Source organism: Neisseria sp. P0008.S010 (assembly GCF_051962715.1).
GTDB classification, from domain to species: Bacteria; Pseudomonadota; Gammaproteobacteria; order Burkholderiales; family Neisseriaceae; genus Neisseria; species Neisseria elongata.
Map to the genome: position 1 here is coordinate 42,168 of NZ_JBQCVA010000008.1, position 17,272 is coordinate 59,439.

The 17,272-nt window shown below is 46.6% G+C and carries 15 protein-coding genes and 4 tRNA genes; 18 read left to right on the plus strand and 1 reads right to left on the minus strand.

Features of this window, described 5'->3' with window-relative positions; all coding sequences use genetic code 11:
- Window positions 1-53: 53 nt before the first annotated feature.
- The 16 genes from ACTHSL_RS03760 to rpoC all read left to right on the plus strand — a co-directional run bounded on the left by ACTHSL_RS03760 (window position 54) and on the right by rpoC (window position 15,503).
- The gene (locus ACTHSL_RS03760) at window positions 54-440 is read left to right on the plus strand and encodes a helix-turn-helix domain-containing protein (RefSeq protein ID WP_070452521.1); all 387 of its coding nucleotides are present in this window, start codon (window positions 54-56) and stop codon (window positions 438-440) included.
- Between the two features lie 122 nt (window positions 441-562).
- Window positions 563-1,132: a 16S rRNA (guanine(966)-N(2))-methyltransferase RsmD gene (gene rsmD, locus ACTHSL_RS03765; protein ID WP_440380396.1), complete on the plus strand. Its 570-nt coding sequence runs from the start codon at window positions 563-565 to the stop codon at window positions 1,130-1,132.
- A 109-nt stretch (window positions 1,133-1,241) separates the two neighbouring features.
- Window positions 1,242-1,493 carry a YfhL family 4Fe-4S dicluster ferredoxin gene (locus ACTHSL_RS03770; protein WP_049249225.1) on the plus strand — a complete coding sequence of 84 codons (252 nt, stop codon included), beginning with the start codon at window positions 1,242-1,244 and terminating at the stop codon, window positions 1,491-1,493.
- Between the two features lie 94 nt (window positions 1,494-1,587).
- Window positions 1,588-1,671: transfer RNA gene (locus ACTHSL_RS03775), tRNA-Tyr, on the plus strand.
- 36 nt (window positions 1,672-1,707) lie between these two features.
- A tRNA-Gly gene (locus ACTHSL_RS03780) sits at window positions 1,708-1,781 on the plus strand.
- Window positions 1,782-1,790: 9 nt separating this feature from the next.
- A tRNA-Thr gene (locus tag ACTHSL_RS03785) sits at window positions 1,791-1,865 on the plus strand.
- A 40-nt stretch (window positions 1,866-1,905) separates the two neighbouring features.
- A complete protein-coding gene (gene tuf, locus ACTHSL_RS03790) occupies window positions 1,906-3,090 on the plus strand; it encodes an elongation factor Tu (RefSeq protein ID WP_003742643.1) in 1,185 nt (394 codons plus the stop codon).
- Window positions 3,091-3,097: 7 nt separating this feature from the next.
- Window positions 3,098-3,173, plus strand: a tRNA-Trp gene (locus ACTHSL_RS03795).
- Between the two features lie 56 nt (window positions 3,174-3,229).
- Entirely contained in the window at window positions 3,230-3,673 is a 444-nt protein-coding gene (gene secE / locus ACTHSL_RS03800) for a preprotein translocase subunit SecE (protein ID WP_107993273.1), read from the plus strand.
- Between the two features lie 2 nt (window positions 3,674-3,675).
- Window positions 3,676-4,209: a transcription termination/antitermination protein NusG gene (gene nusG, locus ACTHSL_RS03805; protein ID WP_070452829.1), complete on the plus strand. Its 534-nt coding sequence runs from the start codon at window positions 3,676-3,678 to the stop codon at window positions 4,207-4,209.
- A 174-nt stretch (window positions 4,210-4,383) separates the two neighbouring features.
- Window positions 4,384-4,818: a 50S ribosomal protein L11 gene (rplK, locus tag ACTHSL_RS03810; RefSeq protein ID WP_002220151.1), complete on the plus strand. Its 435-nt coding sequence runs from the start codon at window positions 4,384-4,386 to the stop codon at window positions 4,816-4,818.
- Entirely contained in the window at window positions 4,818-5,513 is a 696-nt protein-coding gene (gene rplA / locus ACTHSL_RS03815; protein WP_107886310.1) for a 50S ribosomal protein L1, read from the plus strand. Before rplK ends, rplA begins: the two co-directional genes overlap by 1 nt.
- 227 nt (window positions 5,514-5,740) lie before the next feature.
- Complete coding sequence (rplJ, locus tag ACTHSL_RS03820) at window positions 5,741-6,241, plus strand: 50S ribosomal protein L10 (RefSeq protein ID WP_003760504.1); 501 nt, start codon at window positions 5,741-5,743, stop codon at window positions 6,239-6,241.
- Window positions 6,242-6,299: 58 nt separating this feature from the next.
- The gene (rplL, locus tag ACTHSL_RS03825; RefSeq protein WP_003677916.1) at window positions 6,300-6,671 is read left to right on the plus strand and encodes a 50S ribosomal protein L7/L12; all 372 of its coding nucleotides are present in this window, start codon (window positions 6,300-6,302) and stop codon (window positions 6,669-6,671) included.
- Between the two features lie 209 nt (window positions 6,672-6,880).
- On the plus strand, window positions 6,881-11,077 hold the full coding sequence (gene rpoB, locus ACTHSL_RS03830) for a DNA-directed RNA polymerase subunit beta (RefSeq protein WP_440380397.1): 4,197 nt from the start codon (window positions 6,881-6,883) through the stop codon (window positions 11,075-11,077).
- A 211-nt stretch (window positions 11,078-11,288) separates the two neighbouring features.
- Window positions 11,289-15,503 carry a DNA-directed RNA polymerase subunit beta' gene (gene rpoC / locus ACTHSL_RS03835; RefSeq protein WP_440380398.1) on the plus strand — a complete coding sequence of 1,405 codons (4,215 nt, stop codon included), beginning with the start codon at window positions 11,289-11,291 and terminating at the stop codon, window positions 15,501-15,503.
- Window positions 15,504-15,809: 306 nt separating this feature from the next.
- Here rpoC and ACTHSL_RS03840 read toward each other — a convergent pair whose 3' ends face one another.
- Window positions 15,810-16,073 (minus strand): helix-turn-helix domain-containing protein, encoded by a 264-nt coding sequence (locus ACTHSL_RS03840; protein WP_049252333.1) that lies wholly within the window; start codon window positions 16,071-16,073, stop codon window positions 15,810-15,812.
- 109 nt (window positions 16,074-16,182) lie between these two features.
- Here ACTHSL_RS03840 and ACTHSL_RS03845 point away from each other — a divergent pair, with 109 nt between their 5' ends.
- The gene (locus ACTHSL_RS03845) at window positions 16,183-16,494 is read left to right on the plus strand and encodes a hypothetical protein (RefSeq protein ID WP_107971587.1); all 312 of its coding nucleotides are present in this window, start codon (window positions 16,183-16,185) and stop codon (window positions 16,492-16,494) included.
- 238 nt (window positions 16,495-16,732) lie between these two features.
- The gene (gene aroQ, locus ACTHSL_RS03850) at window positions 16,733-17,170 is read left to right on the plus strand and encodes a type II 3-dehydroquinate dehydratase (protein WP_440380399.1); all 438 of its coding nucleotides are present in this window, start codon (window positions 16,733-16,735) and stop codon (window positions 17,168-17,170) included.
- The last annotated feature ends 102 nt before the right edge of the window (window positions 17,171-17,272 follow it).

Sequence of the window (17,272 nt, forward strand, 5' to 3'; positions counted from 1 at the left end):
AAAGTATAAAATCTATCCTAATAATTCAACTATCTATACAGAAAGTTCAGCCTATGGAAACCTATGAAAAAATTCGCCTGATGCGAGAATTGAATAAATGGTCGCAGGAGGATATGGCGGAAAAGCTGGCGATGTCTGCCGGCGGATACGCAAAGATCGAACGGGGTGAGACGCAGTTGAGTATTCCGAGATTGGAGCAGCTGGCAGCCATCTTCGAAGTCGATATGTGGGATTTGTTGAAGTCTGGCAGTAATGGGATGGTTTTGCAGATTAATGATGTGGATAGCAATAATGGGGAGTTTGCTATTTATGCTTCGAGCGATATGGCCATGAAAGTTGAATTGTTGAAGCAGGAGTTGAAACATTGTCGGGAAATGTTGTTGCAGAAGGATAAGGAAATCGAGTTGTTGAGACAGCTGGCTGCTGCTATGCAAAAGTAAAATAAAAGGCCGTCTGAAACTTTTCAGACGGCATTGTTGTATGAAGGCAAACAAGGCTGAAGTTGGAAAGCGGTTTCGCTATATAATAAGGTCGTCTGAAATTTGGTATCTGTAAAAAAATCATGGCAGGTCACAAACATCCCAAATATAACAATCAAGTACGTATCATCGGCGGGCAATGCAGGGGGCGAAAACTGGTTTTTGCAGATGCGGACGGTCTGCGTCCGACGCCTGACAGTGTCCGCGAAAAACTTTTCAATTGGCTCGGTCAGGATTTGACCGGTATGAATGTGTTGGATTTGTTTGCCGGCAGCGGTGCGTTAGGTTTTGAGGCTGCTTCGCGCAATGCTGCCGAAGTAGCTATGGTGGAAATAAATAGAAATACGTTTCAGAATTTGCAAAAACATATCCGCCAATTTGGATGGCAAGAAAAAATAACGTTGCATCAGCAATCAGCTGCCGTTTTTTTACAGACGACGAATAGATCATTTGATGTCGTGTTTCTTGATCCTCCGTTCAACTGGGCGCAGTGGCAGGATTTGTTCCCTCTGCTGAAGGAATGTCTCAAAGAAAACGCTTTTGTCTATATCGAAGCAGGCTCTTTGCCCGAATATCCGGATTGGTTGGAACACTACCGGGATGGACGATCCGGCTTAAGCCGTTTCGTATTGCTTCGGAAGGTAAGCGTTTAAAAAATGATAACTATTCATAAATATAAAGAAAACAATCGTCTAGAGAAGTTGTGCTATAATCCGCGCCCGATAATTTTAACCATACCGCATCTGAGAAGGACTTTGAATTATGGCCCTCTTTATTACGGACGACTGCATCAATTGTGATGTCTGTGAACCGGAATGTCCAAACGACGCAATTTCCCAAGGTGAGGAAATCTACGAAATCAACCCCAATTTGTGCACACAATGCGTTGGTCACTATGATGAGCCGCAATGCCAACAGGTATGCCCTGTCGATTGCATATTGATTGATGAGGAACATCCTGAAACACATGATGAGTTGTATGCAAAATACATCCGCATTGTAGAAGAAAAATAAAATTATAAAACAATTGGTTGTGTTGAAATTTATCTTTTTAATCGTATTTTGTTTGACAAGGTTTTTAGGTTTGAGTAAGATGCTCAATCTCTTTGGTGGGATTCCCGAGCGGTCAAAGGGGGCAGACTGTAAATCTGTTGCGAAAGCTTCGAAGGTTCGAATCCTTCTCCCACCACCAAATTCCAATGTGTTGGAGCATTGATGCAGTAAGTCTGCGGGTGTAGCTCAATGGTAGAGCAGAAGCCTTCCAAGCTTACGGTGAGGGTTCGATTCCCTTCACCCGCTCCAATAATCTTGGCCCATGTAGCTCAGGGGTAGAGCACTCCCTTGGTAAGGGAGAGGCCGGCAGTTCAAATCTGCCCATGGGCACCAAATACCCGTTTATTTAGTAATTTGAGATAGGAAATTTGCCATGGCAAAGGAAAAATTTGAACGTAGCAAACCGCACGTAAACGTTGGCACCATCGGTCACGTTGACCATGGTAAAACCACCCTGACTGCTGCTTTGACTACTATTTTGGCTAAAAAATTCGGTGGTGCTGCAAAAGCTTACGACCAAATCGACAACGCTCCCGAAGAAAAAGCCCGCGGTATTACCATTAATACCTCACACGTAGAATACGAAACCGAAACCCGCCACTACGCACACGTAGACTGCCCGGGTCACGCCGACTACGTTAAAAACATGATTACCGGTGCTGCACAAATGGACGGCGCAATCTTGGTATGTTCTGCTGCCGATGGTCCTATGCCGCAAACCCGCGAACACATCCTGTTGGCCCGCCAAGTAGGCGTACCTTACATCATCGTGTTCATGAACAAATGCGACATGGTTGACGATGCCGAGCTGTTGGAACTGGTTGAAATGGAAATCCGTGACTTGCTGTCAAGCTACGACTTCCCAGGCGACGACTGCCCGATCGTACAAGGTTCTGCACTGAAAGCCTTGGAAGGCGATGCCGCTTACGAAGAAAAAATCTTCGAACTGGCTGCCGCATTGGACAGCTACATCCCAACTCCCGAGCGTGCAGTGGACAAACCGTTCCTGTTGCCTATCGAAGACGTATTCTCCATCTCCGGTCGCGGTACAGTAGTAACCGGCCGTGTAGAGCGCGGTGTCATCCACGTTGGTGACGAGATCGAAATCGTAGGCCTGAAAGAAACCCAAAAAACTACTTGTACCGGTGTTGAAATGTTCCGCAAACTGCTGGACGAAGGTCAGGCCGGTGACAACGTAGGCGTATTGCTGCGCGGTACTAAACGTGAAGAAGTGGAACGCGGTCAAGTATTGGCTAAACCGGGTACCATCACTCCGCACACCAAATTTAAAGCAGAAGTATACGTATTGAGCAAAGAAGAGGGTGGTCGTCATACTCCGTTCTTCGCTAACTACCGTCCACAATTCTATTTCCGTACTACCGACGTAACCGGCGCGGTTACTTTGGAAGAAGGTGTAGAAATGGTTATGCCTGGTGAGAATGTAGCCATCACTGTAGAACTGATTGCACCGATCGCTATGGAAGAAGGTCTGCGCTTTGCGATTCGCGAAGGTGGTCGTACCGTAGGTGCGGGCGTAGTTTCTTCTATCATCGCTTAACTTTTAGAGGCCAATAGCTCAATTGGTAGAGTATCGGTCTCCAAAACCGAGGGTTGGGGGTTCGAGACCCTCTTGGCCTGCCAAATCTAAAACTAACCGGCCTTGTGTCGGTTAGTTTTTTCTTTATGGGTAAAATGTAATGTCTGAACAAAAGCCTGAAAATGGATTTACTTCAAGTAAAATACTAAATAAGGAGTTAAATGATAAGGTCCAGAATGTTAAAAAGTCCATTGTAAGTACATTGTTTAAAATTATTATTGCATTGGCGATTATTGTTTTTTCAATTTGGTTTACAAATTCAAAATATTTATTTGGTAGTTCTGAAATTTTAAGGACTGCTATTTTGTCAACTTCAGTATTTGTTGCCGGCATTGTCTTAATATGGGGTAATTTTGCTCGTCTACTAATATATTTTAAAAATTCCGTTGTAGAACTAAAAAAAGTAGTTTGGCCTGATAAAGCTTATGCGACGAAGATGACAATTTTTGTTTTAATATTTGTTACAATATTGACAATTTTTATTTATTTGGCTGATTTTTTAATTTCTTGGGTATTGTTTGATCTATTGATGAAGAAGGGTTAGTTATGTCTAAAAAATGGTATGTAGTTCAGGCTTACTCTGGTTTTGAAAAAAATGTACAAAAGGCACTTAAGGATAGAATTGAAAGAGAGGGGATGGGTGCATCTTTTGGAAAGATATTAGTACCAACAGAAGAGGTTGTGGATATCAAAAATGGGCGGCGCACAGTAAGTGAGCGGAAATTTTTTCCTGGTTATGTTTTGGTAGAGATGGAAATGTCGGATGATTCTTGGCATCTAGTGAGAAGTACACCTAGAGTGTCAGGATTTGTTGGTGGGGAGGCTAATCGGCCTTTGCCGATTTCCCAAAGGGAGGTTGATTCCATTCTAGCTCAAATACAGATAGGGGGAGATAAGCCTAAGCCGCGCGTAGAGTTTGAAGTCGGCCAACAGGTGCGGGTAACCGAAGGGCCATTTGCTGACTTTAATGGTATTGTTAGCGAAGTTAATTATGAAAGAAGTAAGCTTCGTGTCTCAGTACAAATCTTTGGTAGGGAAACCCCTGTTGAGCTTGATTTTGGGCAAGTTGAAAAAAATTAGGATTATTCTGGCATTATGCAGCTGAAATTTTGGCAATACAATATGTAAAAAGATGCCTAGCTAATGATTAAGTTATTTCTAAGTTTTGATTTTTTGTATTTTTTAGAGTAGAATACTGCGTTTTTGGGAAGCGGAAATGGTTCCGCGCTATACCCGTTTTTAGGAGTCCTATAAGTGGCAAAGAAAATTATCGGCTACATCAAACTGCAAATTCCTGCAGGTAAAGCCAATCCATCTCCCCCAGTTGGTCCTGCTTTGGGTCAGCGTGGTTTGAATATTATGGAATTCTGTAAAGCATTTAATGCTGCAACTCAAGGCATGGAGCCTGGTTTGCCGATTCCAGTTGTCATTACTGCATTTGCGGATAAATCATTCACTTTTGTGATGAAAACTCCTCCAGCCTCTATTCTGTTGAAAAAAGCTGCTGGTCTGCAAAAAGGTAGTTCTAATCCTCTGACAAATAAAGTGGGTAAATTGACCCGTGCTCAGTTGGAAGAAATTGCTAAAACTAAAGAACCAGATTTGACTGCTGCTGACTTAGATGCTGCCGTTCGTACTATTGCTGGTTCTGCTCGCTCAATGGGCTTGGATGTGGAGGGTGTTGTATAATGGCTAGAGTATCTAAACGCTTGAAAGCTTTGCGCTCTTCTGTTGAAGCCAATAAATTATATGCAATTGATGAAGCAATTGCTTTGGTAAAAAAAGCAGCGACTGCTAAATTTGACGAGTCTGTTGATGTATCTTTCAACTTGGGTGTTGATCCGCGTAAATCTGACCAAGTTATCCGTGGTTCAGTTGTTCTGCCTAAAGGTACTGGTAAAACAACTCGCGTAGCAGTATTTACTCAAGGTGCAAATGCTGATGCAGCTAAAGAAGCTGGTGCTGATGTTGTCGGCTTTGAAGATTTAGCTGCTGAGATCAAGGCAGGCAATCTGAACTTTGATGTCGTTATTGCTTCTCCTGATGCAATGCGCATCGTTGGTCAGCTGGGTACTATCTTGGGTCCGCGTGGTTTGATGCCAAACCCTAAAGTGGGTACTGTTACTCCTAATGTAGCTGAAGCAGTTAAAAATGCAAAAGCTGGTCAGGTGCAATATCGTACAGATAAAGCAGGTATCGTTCATGCAACTATCGGTCGTGCTTCATTCGCTGAGGCTGATTTGAAAGAGAACTTTGATGCATTGCTGGACGCTATCGTTAAAGCTAAACCTGCTGCCGCTAAAGGTCAGTACCTGAAAAAAGTTGCTGTATCCAGCACTATGGGTTTAGGTGTTCGCGTTGATACATCAAGCGTGAATAACTAATCTAAGAAATTTTCAAGCAACTCTATTTTTGAGTTGCTTGAATTTGGGCTACTTAGAATTAAGTAGATGTCCAAGACCGTAGGGATCGCAAGATTTAATCGTAACTGCCCTACGCAGACGGTAGTCCTGAAACACATTGCAAGATTGCTTGTAAGATGTCTTTTTAGGTTACCGCGCTGGTGGGATATCATTCCGATATCCTGTTTATAAACAGTGGGAGGTAGACCTTGAGTCTCAATATTGAAACCAAGAAAGTAGCCGTAGAGGAAATCAGCGCAGCAATTGCTAACGCTCAGACTCTCGTAGTTGCTGAATATCGCGGTATCAGTGTTTCCAGTATGACTGAGCTTCGTGCAAATGCGCGTAAAGAAGGCGTTTACTTGCGCGTTCTGAAAAACACATTGGCTCGTCGTGCAGTAGAGGGTACTTCATTCGCAGCTTTGGCTGATCAAATGGTTGGTCCATTGGTTTATGCTGCTTCTGAAGATGCTGTTGCTGCTGCTAAAGTGTTGCACCAATTCGCGAAAAAAGATGACAAGATTGTAGTTAAAGCCGGTTCTTACAATGGTGAAGTAATGAATGCTGCTCAGGTTGCTGAGTTGGCTTCTATTCCGAGCCGCGAAGAGCTGTTGTCCAAACTGTTGTTCGTTATGCAAGCTCCTGTATCAGGCTTTGCGCGCGGTTTGGCTGCTTTGGCAGAGAAAAAAGCAGGCGAAGAAGCCGCTTAATCAATTTTGTTTCTGTTAATCAATTATTTTTTAATACAATATTTGGAGTATAAATAGCATGGCTATTACTAAAGAAGACATTTTGGAAGCAGTTGGTTCTTTGACCGTAATGGAATTGAACGACTTGGTTAAAGCTTTTGAAGAAAAATTCGGTGTTTCTGCTGCTGCAGTTGCAGTTGCGGGTCCTGCTGGTGCTGGTGCTGCTGCCGCTGAAGAAAAAACTGAATTTGACGTAGTATTGGCTTCTGCCGGTGACCAAAAAGTTGGCGTGATTAAAGTAGTTCGCGCAATTACTGGTCTGGGTCTGAAAGAAGCTAAAGACATCGTTGATGGTGCACCTAAAACTCTTAAAGAAGGTGTTTCTAAAGCTGAAGCTGAAGACATCCAAAAACAATTGGAAGAAGCCGGCGCTAAAGTCGAAATCAAATAAAATTTTTATATGTAAAGGGCTGGCAGCTTGGCTGCCAGCCTTATTGCATTTACTGAATAGGTTAAATATTTACCTAAATTTTCATAGATGTGATTTTTATGTGAAAATTTAGGTAAATTAACAGCCTTGTGTTGTATTTCTCATTTGAGACGAAATAAACCGCATTGCGTTGATATTAAGTAGTTTCAACTAATTGGAGTGTTTTTGGGATGGCTTATTCTTTTACAGAGAAAAAACGTATTCGTAAAAGTTTTGCGAAGCGTGACAATGTTCTTGATGTTCCTTTCTTGCTGGCGACGCAATTAGACTCGTATGCTAAATTTTTACAGCAGGGTGCTTCCTATGATGAGCGTATGGATGAGGGACTTCAGGCTGCATTTAATTCAATTTTCCCTATTGTTAGTCATAATGGCTATGCTCGTCTGGAGTTTGTTCATTATATTTTGGGAGAGCCTCTTTTTGATATCCCTGAATGCCAGTTGCGGGGAATAACATATGCAGCCCCTCTGCGTGCACGTATCCGGTTGGTTATTCTGGATAAAGAATCATCGAAACAAGATGTAATTAAAGAGGTGCGGGAAAATGAGGTGTATATGGGAGAAATTCCTTTAATGACACCTAGTGGATCTTTTGTTATCAATGGTACGGAGCGTGTCATTGTTTCTCAACTACATCGCTCTCCTGGCGTATTTTTTGAACATGATCGCGGTAAGACACATTCGTCCGGCAAGTTGTTATTTTCTGCGCGGGTTATTCCTTACCGTGGTTCCTGGTTGGATTTTGAATTTGATCCGAAGGATCTATTGTATTTCCGTATCGACCGCCGCCGTAAAATGCCTGTAACTATTCTGTTAAAAGCTTTAGGTTATAACGATGAGCAGATCTTAGATACATTTTATGATAAAGAAACGTTTTATTTCTTAAAAGATGGCGTTGAAACGAGTTTAATTGCAGGCCGTCTGAAAGGTGAAACAGCCAAGTTTGATATCGTCGATAAAGAGGGTAATGTATTAGTTGCCGCTGGCAAGCGTATTACTGCAAAGAATATTCGCGATATTGAAAAATCTGGTTTGGAAAGGTTGCGCGTTGATCCAGAGAGTTTAGTGGGCCGAACTTTAGCAAAAGATGTCATCTCTGCCGATACAGGTGAGGTCTTGGCGATTGCAAATAGTGAAATTACGGAAGAATTGTTGGCGCAGTTTGATATCAATGACGTACAAGAAATTCAAACACTATATATAAATGATTTGGATCAAGGTGGCTATATTTCGGCAACCTTACGTACCGATGAAACTGCTGATCAGCATGCTGCTAGGGTTGCTATTTACAGAATGATGCGTCCTGGGGAACCTCCCACTGAAGAAGCAGTGGAGCTATTGTTTAACAGACTGTTTTTTAACGAAGACAGTTATGATTTGTCGCGTGTCGGCAGAATGAAATTTAATACTCGCACCTATGAACAAAAATTGACCTCTGAGCAAAAGGCTTCATGGTATGGCAGATTATTGAACGAGACATTTGCCGGTGCTGCAGAAAAAGGTGGTTTTGTTTTGGGTGTGGAGGATATTGTTGCCTCTATCGCCACATTGGTGGAATTGCGCAATGGTCATGGGGAAGTAGACGATATCGACCATTTGGGCAACCGCCGTGTTCGTTCTGTTGGTGAATTGGCAGAAAATCAATTCCGTAGCGGATTATCACGTGTCGAACGTGCGGTTAAAGAGCGGTTGAATCAGGCCGAGTCGGAAAATTTAATGCCGACAGACTTAATCAATGCCAAACCTGTTTCTGCGGCAATTAAAGAATTTTTCGGATCCAGCCAACTGTCGCAGTTTATGGATCAGACTAATCCGTTGTCGGAAATTACCCATAAACGTCGTGTTTCAGCATTGGGACCGGGTGGTTTGACGCGTGAACGTGCCGGTTTCGAAGTGCGCGACGTACATCCGACTCATTATGGTCGTGTTTGTCCGATTGAGACGCCTGAGGGTCCGAATATCGGTCTGATTAACTCGTTATCAGTCTATGCCCGCACCAATGATTACGGTTTCCTTGAAACTCCATATCGTCGAGTGGTAGATGGTAAAGTAACTGACGATATTGAATATTTGTCTGCAATTGAAGAAGGCCGCTTCGTTATTGCTCAGGCGAATGCCGCATTAGATGAAGAAGGTCATTTGGTAGATGATTTGGTCACTTGCCGTGAGAAAGGCGAGACCATCATGGCTACAACAGATCGGGTTCAATATATGGATGTGGCAACCGGCCAGGCAGTATCGGTTGCAGCCTCTTTGATTCCATTCTTGGAGCATGATGATGCGAACCGTGCTTTGATGGGTGCCAACATGCAGCGTCAAGCGGTGCCTTGTCTGCGTGCTGAAAAACCGATGGTCGGTACCGGTATCGAACGTGCCGTTGCGGTCGATAGTGCCACTGCCATTGTGGCGCGTCGCGGCGGTGTGGTTGAATATGTTGATGCTAATCGTGTGGTAGTGCGCGTCCATGACGACGAAGCAGTTGCCGGCGAAGTAGGCGTGGATATTTACAATTTGGTGAAATTCACCCGTTCCAATCAATCCACAAATATCAACCAACGTCCGGCTGTGAAAGCGGGAGACGTATTGCAACGTGGCGATCTGGTGGCAGACGGCGCATCTACCGACTTAGGTGAGTTGGCTTTGGGTCAGAACATGGTTATCGCCTTTATGCCGTGGAACGGATACAACTATGAAGACTCGATTTTGATTTCGGAAAAGGTGGCTGCAGACGACCGTTATACCTCGATTCATATTGAAGAGTTGAATGTCGTTGCCCGCGACACCAAGCTGGGTGCGGAAGATATTACCCGTGATATTCCGAACTTGTCCGAGCGTATGCAAAGCCGTTTGGACGAATCCGGTATCGTTTATATCGGTGCGGAAGTGGAAGCCGGCGACGTGTTAGTGGGTAAAGTAACGCCTAAGGGTGAAACCCAGCTGACTCCCGAAGAGAAATTGCTGCGCGCCATTTTTGGTGAAAAAGCATCCGACGTGAAAGATACTTCGCTGCGTATGCCTACCGGTATGAGCGGTACAGTCATCGACGTTCAAGTCTTTACCCGAGAAGGTATCCAGCGGGACAAGCGTGCCCAAGCGATTATTGATGCCGAACTGAAACGTTACCGTTTGGACTTGAATGACCAACTGAGAATTTTCGATAACGATGCATTTGACCGTATCGAACGCATGATAGTCGGTCAAAAAGCCAATGGCGGGCCGATGAAATTGGCTAAAGGCAGTAAGATTACCGCCGAATATCTGGCAGGTTTGCCCAGCAAACACGATTGGTTTGATGTACGTGTTGCCGATGAAAACATTGCTAAGCAGTTGGAATTGATTAAAGGTAGCTTACAGGACAAACGTGAAGAAGCGGAAACCCTGTTTGAAATCAAGAAGAAAAAAATGACTCAGGGCGACGAATTGCAACCCGGCGTACAAAAAATGGTGAAAGTATTTATTGCCATCAAACGCCGTCTGCAAGCCGGCGACAAAATGGCCGGCCGCCACGGTAACAAAGGTGTGGTATCCCGCATTCTGCCGGTAGAAGATATGCCTTACATGGCAGACGGTCGTCCGGTAGATATCGTGTTGAACCCGCTGGGCGTACCTTCCCGTATGAACATCGGCCAGATTTTGGAGGTTCACTTGGGATGGGCAGCCAAAGGCATCGGTGAGCGTATCGGCCGTATGCTTGATGAGCAGCGCAAAACAAGCGAAATCCGCAAATTCCTGGATACCATGTACAACGGTGATTTGGGCGGGCCGGATATGCATAAGGAAGATTTGTCGCAACTGAGTGATGAAGAAATCTTGGTATTGGCGCAAAATCTGCGTAACGGTGCTACTTTTGCCTCTCCCGTATTTGACGGTGCGCATGAGACTGAAATCAAAGCCTTCCTTGATTTGGCCTATCCAAGCGATGACCCCGAAGTACAAAAATTGGGCTTTAACGACACCAAAACCCAAATCACCCTGTATGACGGCCGTTCCGGCGAACCTTTTGACCGTAAAGTAACTGTCGGCGTGATGCATTATTTGAAACTGCACCACTTGGTGGATGAAAAAATGCATGCCCGTTCGACCGGTCCGTATTCGCTGGTTACCCAACAGCCGCTTGGCGGTAAGGCCCAGTTCGGCGGACAACGTTTCGGTGAGATGGAGGTTTGGGCTTTGGAGGCCTACGGTGCAGCCTATACCTTGCAGGAAATGCTGACCGTTAAGTCGGACGATGTAAACGGACGAACCAAAATGTACGAAAACATCGTTAAAGGCGAACACAAAATTGATGCCGGCATGCCTGAATCATTCAATGTATTGGTCAAAGAAATCCGTTCTTTGGGCTTGGATATCGACTTGGAACGCCATTAATGTTCCGTTTCAGACGGCCTCTGCCACGTGAGGCCGTCTGAAAAGCCGACATTTGTGCCGGCATCCATATTCAGCCGAAACCCGAAAAGATAAAGGTACGATCGGAAAGTCAAGCCGTGCAGTTGCCGGATAAGCCGTTTTCAGACGGCCTGCCTTATTTCCGATACCGTATGCCCCAGCCAAAGCGGACGAAATGTCCCAAGGAGCAAAAATGAAAGCATTGTTAGACCTGTTTAATCCCCTGCAAACCGCAGGAATAGAAGAAGAATTCGATGCCATCAAAATCGGCATCGCCTCTCCTGAAACCATCCGTTCGTGGTCTTATGGAGAAGTGAAAAAGCCCGAAACCATCAACTACCGCACTTTCAAACCCGAGCGCGACGGCTTGTTCTGCGCCAAAATCTTCGGACCGGTTAAAGACTACGAATGTTTGTGCGGAAAATACAAACGTTTGAAATTCAAAGGTGTAACCTGTGAAAAATGCGGCGTGGAAGTAACCCTGTCCAAAGTGCGCCGCGAACGCATGGGCCATATCGAACTGGCCGCACCTGTAGCACACATTTGGTTCTTGAAGTCCCTGCCGTCCCGCTTGGGTATGGTGTTGGATATGACCTTGCGCGACATCGAACGCGTATTGTATTTCGAAGCTTTTGTCGTTACCGACCCCGGTATGACTCCGTTGCAACGCCGCCAATTGCTGAGTGAAGAAGATTATTATCAGAAATTGGATGAATATGGTGATGATTTCGACGCAAAAATGGGTGCGGAAGGTATCCGCGATCTGTTGGCGAAGTTAGATATTGCGAAAGAAGTCGAAATCCTGCGTCAGGAATTGGAAAGCACCGGTTCGGACACCAAAATCAAAAAAATCGCCAAACGCTTGAAAGTATTGGAAGCGTTCCAACGCAGCGGCATGAAGCTGGAGTGGATGATTATGGACGTGCTGCCGGTATTGCCACCCGATTTGCGCCCGTTGGTGCCGCTGGACGGCGGCCGTTTCGCCACTTCCGATTTGAACGATTTGTACCGCCGCGTCATCAACCGTAACAACCGTCTGAAACGCCTGCTGGAACTGCACGCTCCCGACATCATCGTCCGCAACGAAAAACGTATGTTGCAAGAAGCGGTTGACTCACTGTTGGATAACGGCCGTCGCGGTAAAGCCATGACCGGCGCCAACAAGCGTCCGCTAAAATCATTGGCAGACATGATTAAAGGTAAGGGTGGTCGTTTCCGTCAAAACCTGTTGGGTAAACGTGTGGACTACTCAGGTCGTTCCGTGATTACCGTTGGTCCGTACTTGCGCCTGCACCAATGCGGTTTGCCGAAAAAAATGGCCTTGGAGCTGTTCAAGCCGTTTATTTTCCATAAGCTGGAACTGCGCGGCGAGGCATCCACCGTGAAAGCGGCCAAAAAACTGGTCGAACAAGAAGTGCCGGTAGTATGGGATATTTTGGATGAGGTTATCCGCGAACATCCGATTATGCTGAACCGTGCGCCGACCTTGCACCGTTTGGGCATTCAAGCGTTTGAACCCATCCTGATCGAAGGCAAAGCCATTCAGCTGCATCCGTTGGTATGTGCCGCGTTCAACGCCGACTTTGACGGTGACCAAATGGCGGTACACGTTCCGTTGAGCTTGGAAGCCCAAATGGAAGCCCGTACCTTGATGCTGGCTTCGAACAACGTATTGTCTCCTGCCAACGGCGAGCCGATTATCGTACCGTCTCAGGACATCGTATTGGGTCTGTATTACATGACCCGCGACAAAATCAACGGCTTGGGCGAAGGCAGCCTGTTTGCTGATGTTAAAGAAGTACACCGTGCCTACCACACCAAACAAGTTGAATTGGGTACGAAAATTACCGTGCGTCTGCGCGAATGGGTGAAAAATGAAGCGGGTGAATTCGAACCTGTCGTTACCCGTTACGAAACCACCGTCGGCCGTGCATTGTTGAGCGAAATCCTGCCGAAGGGCCTGCCGTTCGAATACATCAACAAGGCACTGAAGAAAAAAGAAATTTCCAAGCTGATTAACGCATCGTTCCGCCTATGCGGTTTGCGCGATACGGTTATTTTCGCCGACCACTTGATGTATACCGGTTTCGGATTTGCAGCCAAAGGCGGTATTTCCATCTGTGTGGACGACATGGAAATACCGAAAGAGAAGCCGGAATTGTTGGCCGAAGCGCAAGCCGAAGTGAAAGAAATCGAAAACCAATACCGTCAAGGCTTGGTCACCAACGGCGAACGTTACAACAAAGTGGTCGATATTTGGGGTCGTGCCGGCGATAAAATCGCTAAAGCGATGATGGACAACCTGTCTAAGCAGAAAGTCATCGACCGTGACGGCAACGAAGTGGAGCAAGAGTCGTTTAACTCCATCTACATGATGGCCGACTCCGGTGCCCGTGGTTCTGCGGCGCAGATTAAACAGCTCTCCGGTATGCGCGGCTTGATGGCAAAACCTGACGGCTCGATTATCGAAACTCCGATTACGTCCAACTTCCGCGAAGGCCTGTCTGTATTGCAATACTTTATTGCGACCCACGGTGCGCGTAAGGGTTTGGCCGATACCGCTTTGAAAACCGCCAACTCCGGTTACCTGACCCGCCGTTTGGTGGACGTTACCCAAGATTTGGTGGTGGTTGAGGACGATTGCGGCACTTCAGACGGCTTCATCATGAAAGCCGTGGTACAAGGCGGCGATGTGATTGAAGCATTGCGCGACCGTATTTTGGGTCGTGTGGCCGCACAAGATATCGTTGATCCTTCTACCAACGAAACACTGGTGGAAGCCGGAACCTTGCTGACCGAACAACTGGTGGACATCATCGACAACTCCGGCGTGGATGAAGTGAAAGTCCGCACCCCGATTACCTGTAAAACCCGTTACGGCCTGTGTTCGAAATGTTACGGCCGTGACTTGGCTCGCGGTAAATTGGTCAATGCGGGCGAAGCCGTCGGTGTCATTGCGGCGCAATCGATCGGTGAGCCAGGTACCCAGCTGACCATGCGTACCTTCCACATCGGTGGTGCGGCTTCCCGTGCGGCGGCAGCGAGCCACGTGGAAGCGAAATCCAACGGTACGGTGCGCTTTAACAGCCAAATGCGTTATGTGGCAAACAATAAGGGCGAACTGATCGTTATCGGACGCTCTTCTGAAGTCGTGATTCACGACGAAATCGGCCGCGAACGCGAACGCCACAAAGTACCTTACGGTGCCACTTTGCTGGTACAGGACGGTTCGACCATCAAAGCAGGCATCACCCTTGCTACTTGGGATCCGCATACCCGTCCGATGATTACCGAGCATGCCGGCCTTGTGAAGTTTGAAAACGTGGAAGAAGGTGTAACCGTTGCCAAACAAACCGACGAAATCACCGGCTTGTCCACTTTGGTGGTGATTGACGGCAAACGCCGCTCTTCCAGCACCAGCAAACTGCTGCGTCCGACGGTAAAACTGCTCGACGAAAACGGAGAAGAAGTCAAAATCCCGGGCACGGAAACCCCCGTTTCCATGGCCTTCCCGGTTGGCGCGGTGATTACCGTACGCGAAGGACAGGAAATCGGCAAAGGCGACGTATTGGCGCGTATCCCGCAGGCTTCGTCCAAAACACGCGACATTACCGGCGGTCTGCCGCGCGTGGCCGAATTGTTTGAAGCCCGTATCCCGAAAGATGCCGGCATGCTGGCCGAAGTAACGGGTACCGTATCGTTCGGTAAAGAAACCAAAGGCAAACAACGCCTCATCATTACCGATGTGGACGGCATAGTCTACGAAACCCTGATTTCCAAAGAGAAACAGATTCTGGTGCATGACGGCCAAGTCGTAAACCGCGGCGAAACCATCGTAGACGGTTCGGTTGATCCGCACGACATCCTGCGGTTGAAAGGCATCGAAGAACTGGCGCGCTATATTGTTCAAGAGGTGCAGGAAGTTTACCGACTGCAAGGCGTGAAGATTTCCGACAAACACATCGAAGTCATCATCCGTCAGATGTTGCGCCGCGTGAACATTGTCGATCCGGGCGAAACCCGCTTCATCACCGGCGAACAGGTAGAACGCGCCGAAGTGATGGCGGTTAATGAGAAAGCATTGGCCGACGGCAAAGAACCGGCGCGCTTTGAAAATATCCTGCTGGGTATTACCAAAGCCTCTTTGTCTACCGACAGCTTCATCTCTGCCGCGTCCTTCCAGGAAACCACGCGCGTCCTGACCGAAGCCGCGATTATGGGCAAACAGGACGACTTGCGCGGCCTGAAAGAGAACGTCATCGTCGGTCGTCTGATTCCGGCCGGTACAGGCTTGACTTACCACCGCACGCGCCGCCGCCAATGGGCGGAGCAGCAGGCTGCGCAAGCGGGAGAAACGGTTGCCGCTGCTCCGGTTGAAACGTCTGCCGACGAACAGCCGCAGGCATAAGCAGTACAAAACGCCGTCTGAAAAGACGGCGTTTTTCTTGGCAGCGTTTTCAGACGGCCTCATATGGTTGGAGATAATTTGAAAATGCGATACATGTAGAGACCTTTGCAAAAATAGCCTGTTAGCGAAATTTGACGCATAAAAATGCGCCAAAAAATTTTCAATTACCTAAAACCTTCCTAATATTGAGCAAAAAGTAGGAAAAATCAGAAAGGTTTTGCATTTTGAAAATGAGATTGAGCATAAAATTTTAGTAACCTATGTTATTGCAAAGGTCTCATGTAGTAGGAAGTCGTGTTAATTGCATTAAGACAATTTGTCTTGCTCGAATACCCCATATCTATTTTCATCCAGTTCGCTCCGAAGTGGCAACAGTTCGGCTGCCTCGCATTGCAATACCGCACATAGTCCATATAGCTTATCCAAAGTGATATTTACCTCCCCACGCTCGATCCGTCCCATATAGCTGCGGTCGATATCTGCAATCAAAGCCAATTTTTCTTGATTGATTTTAAGCCGTTTTCGCTGCAATCTGATTCGTTCCCCCACCAGTACACTTAAATTTGCCATAACGATATTTGCCTGCACAAATATCAAAATATCCTTTTTTGACGTTTATTTATCCACGGATTATAATCCTCATTCGATAAATGACATTGATTTACAGGATATAATTATCATGGATGAAAATTATCAGGAAGAAGATGGGAAAACTACGGATTTCTCTGCATTGAAACTCGGTTTTGCCGTTTATGCGGCAGGTTTGGTTTTTTTGGCCGTGAGTATTTATTTCGGTTGGGGAAACGTTGCTTTCTTTGGCTATTTTATTTTCGGTTTTGCGCTTAACCGTATCGTGCTGCGACAAATAGAATGGCATCATATGCACAACACCCTTTCGAATGTGGCCAATGCCAAATTAAGCAGTTTCCTGTTTTGGCCGCTGTCTTACCTGTTTCTTTTCGTGCAGTTGTTCATCAACCGCGTATTATAGAAATACAATCCTACGCTTAGAGGCCGTCTGAAAAGTTAAGTGTTGCTGTTCAGACGGCCTCTTAATGATAATGCAAGCAACTCATTCCACGATTCGGATCGTTCTGCAGTAGCATCCTACTTGAACATCAGGTGTATGATGCCTATAGTTGCAGCAAGTTTGTTGTAAGGGTTTCCCTGCCGGCCGATGTTTTCAGACGGCCTCAACACTTTTGTTTTATATCAAGGAATAAACCGATATGAAAAACATCCTGTTAATCAACGGACCCAATCTCAATTTGCTCGGTACGCGCGAACCGCAGATTTATGGTGCGGACACGCTGGCCGATGTAGAACGCCGCCTGATTGAATCGGCGGCGGGGCGCGGTGTCGCGGTGCAATGTTTTCAGAGTAACAGCGAAGGCGGGCTGGTAGACCGCATCCATGCCGCCCGCAATGAAGGCGTAGATGCAGTCATCATCAATGCGGGTGCTTATACGCACACCAGTGTCGCCATCCGCGATGCGCTGGCCGGTGTGGCCATACCGTTTGTCGAAGTGCATATTTCCAATGTCCACCGCCGCGAACCTTTCCGTCATCATTCCTATTTGTCGGACCTTGCCGAGGGTATGATTGTCGGGCTGGGGGTGTACGGTTATGAGGCCGCACTGGATTTTTTGATTCGTCGGCAGGGTTGAGCGTACGCAGTAAAAAAGGCCGAGACCTTTGCAAAAAGCCCTTCCCCCGACAGCCGAAACCCAAACACAGGTTTTCGGCCGTTTTCGCCCCTAATTGCTCCT

Bases quoted from the DNA above. Each gene is read 5' to 3' on its own strand.
- secE (WP_107993273.1), top strand. From the start codon at position 3,230: ATGTCTGAACAAAAGCCTGAAAATGGATTTACTTCAAGTAAAATACTA.
- tuf (WP_003742643.1), top strand. From the start codon at position 1,906: ATGGCAAAGGAAAAATTTGAACGTAGCAAACCGCACGTAAACGTTGGC.
- aroQ (WP_440380399.1), top strand. From the start codon at position 16,733: ATGAAAAACATCCTGTTAATCAACGGACCCAATCTCAATTTGCTCGGT.
- ACTHSL_RS03760 (WP_070452521.1), top strand. From the start codon at position 54: ATGGAAACCTATGAAAAAATTCGCCTGATGCGAGAATTGAATAAATGG.
- rsmD (WP_440380396.1), top strand. From the start codon at position 563: ATGGCAGGTCACAAACATCCCAAATATAACAATCAAGTACGTATCATC.
- ACTHSL_RS03845 (WP_107971587.1), top strand. From the start codon at position 16,183: ATGGATGAAAATTATCAGGAAGAAGATGGGAAAACTACGGATTTCTCT.
- rpoC (WP_440380398.1), top strand. From the start codon at position 11,289: ATGAAAGCATTGTTAGACCTGTTTAATCCCCTGCAAACCGCAGGAATA.
- ACTHSL_RS03770 (WP_049249225.1), top strand. From the start codon at position 1,242: ATGGCCCTCTTTATTACGGACGACTGCATCAATTGTGATGTCTGTGAA.
- ACTHSL_RS03840 (WP_049252333.1), bottom strand. From the start codon at position 16,073: ATGGCAAATTTAAGTGTACTGGTGGGGGAACGAATCAGATTGCAGCGA.
- rpoB (WP_440380397.1), top strand. From the start codon at position 6,881: ATGGCTTATTCTTTTACAGAGAAAAAACGTATTCGTAAAAGTTTTGCG.
- rplL (WP_003677916.1), top strand. From the start codon at position 6,300: ATGGCTATTACTAAAGAAGACATTTTGGAAGCAGTTGGTTCTTTGACC.
- rplA (WP_107886310.1), top strand. From the start codon at position 4,818: ATGGCTAGAGTATCTAAACGCTTGAAAGCTTTGCGCTCTTCTGTTGAA.
- nusG (WP_070452829.1), top strand. From the start codon at position 3,676: ATGTCTAAAAAATGGTATGTAGTTCAGGCTTACTCTGGTTTTGAAAAA.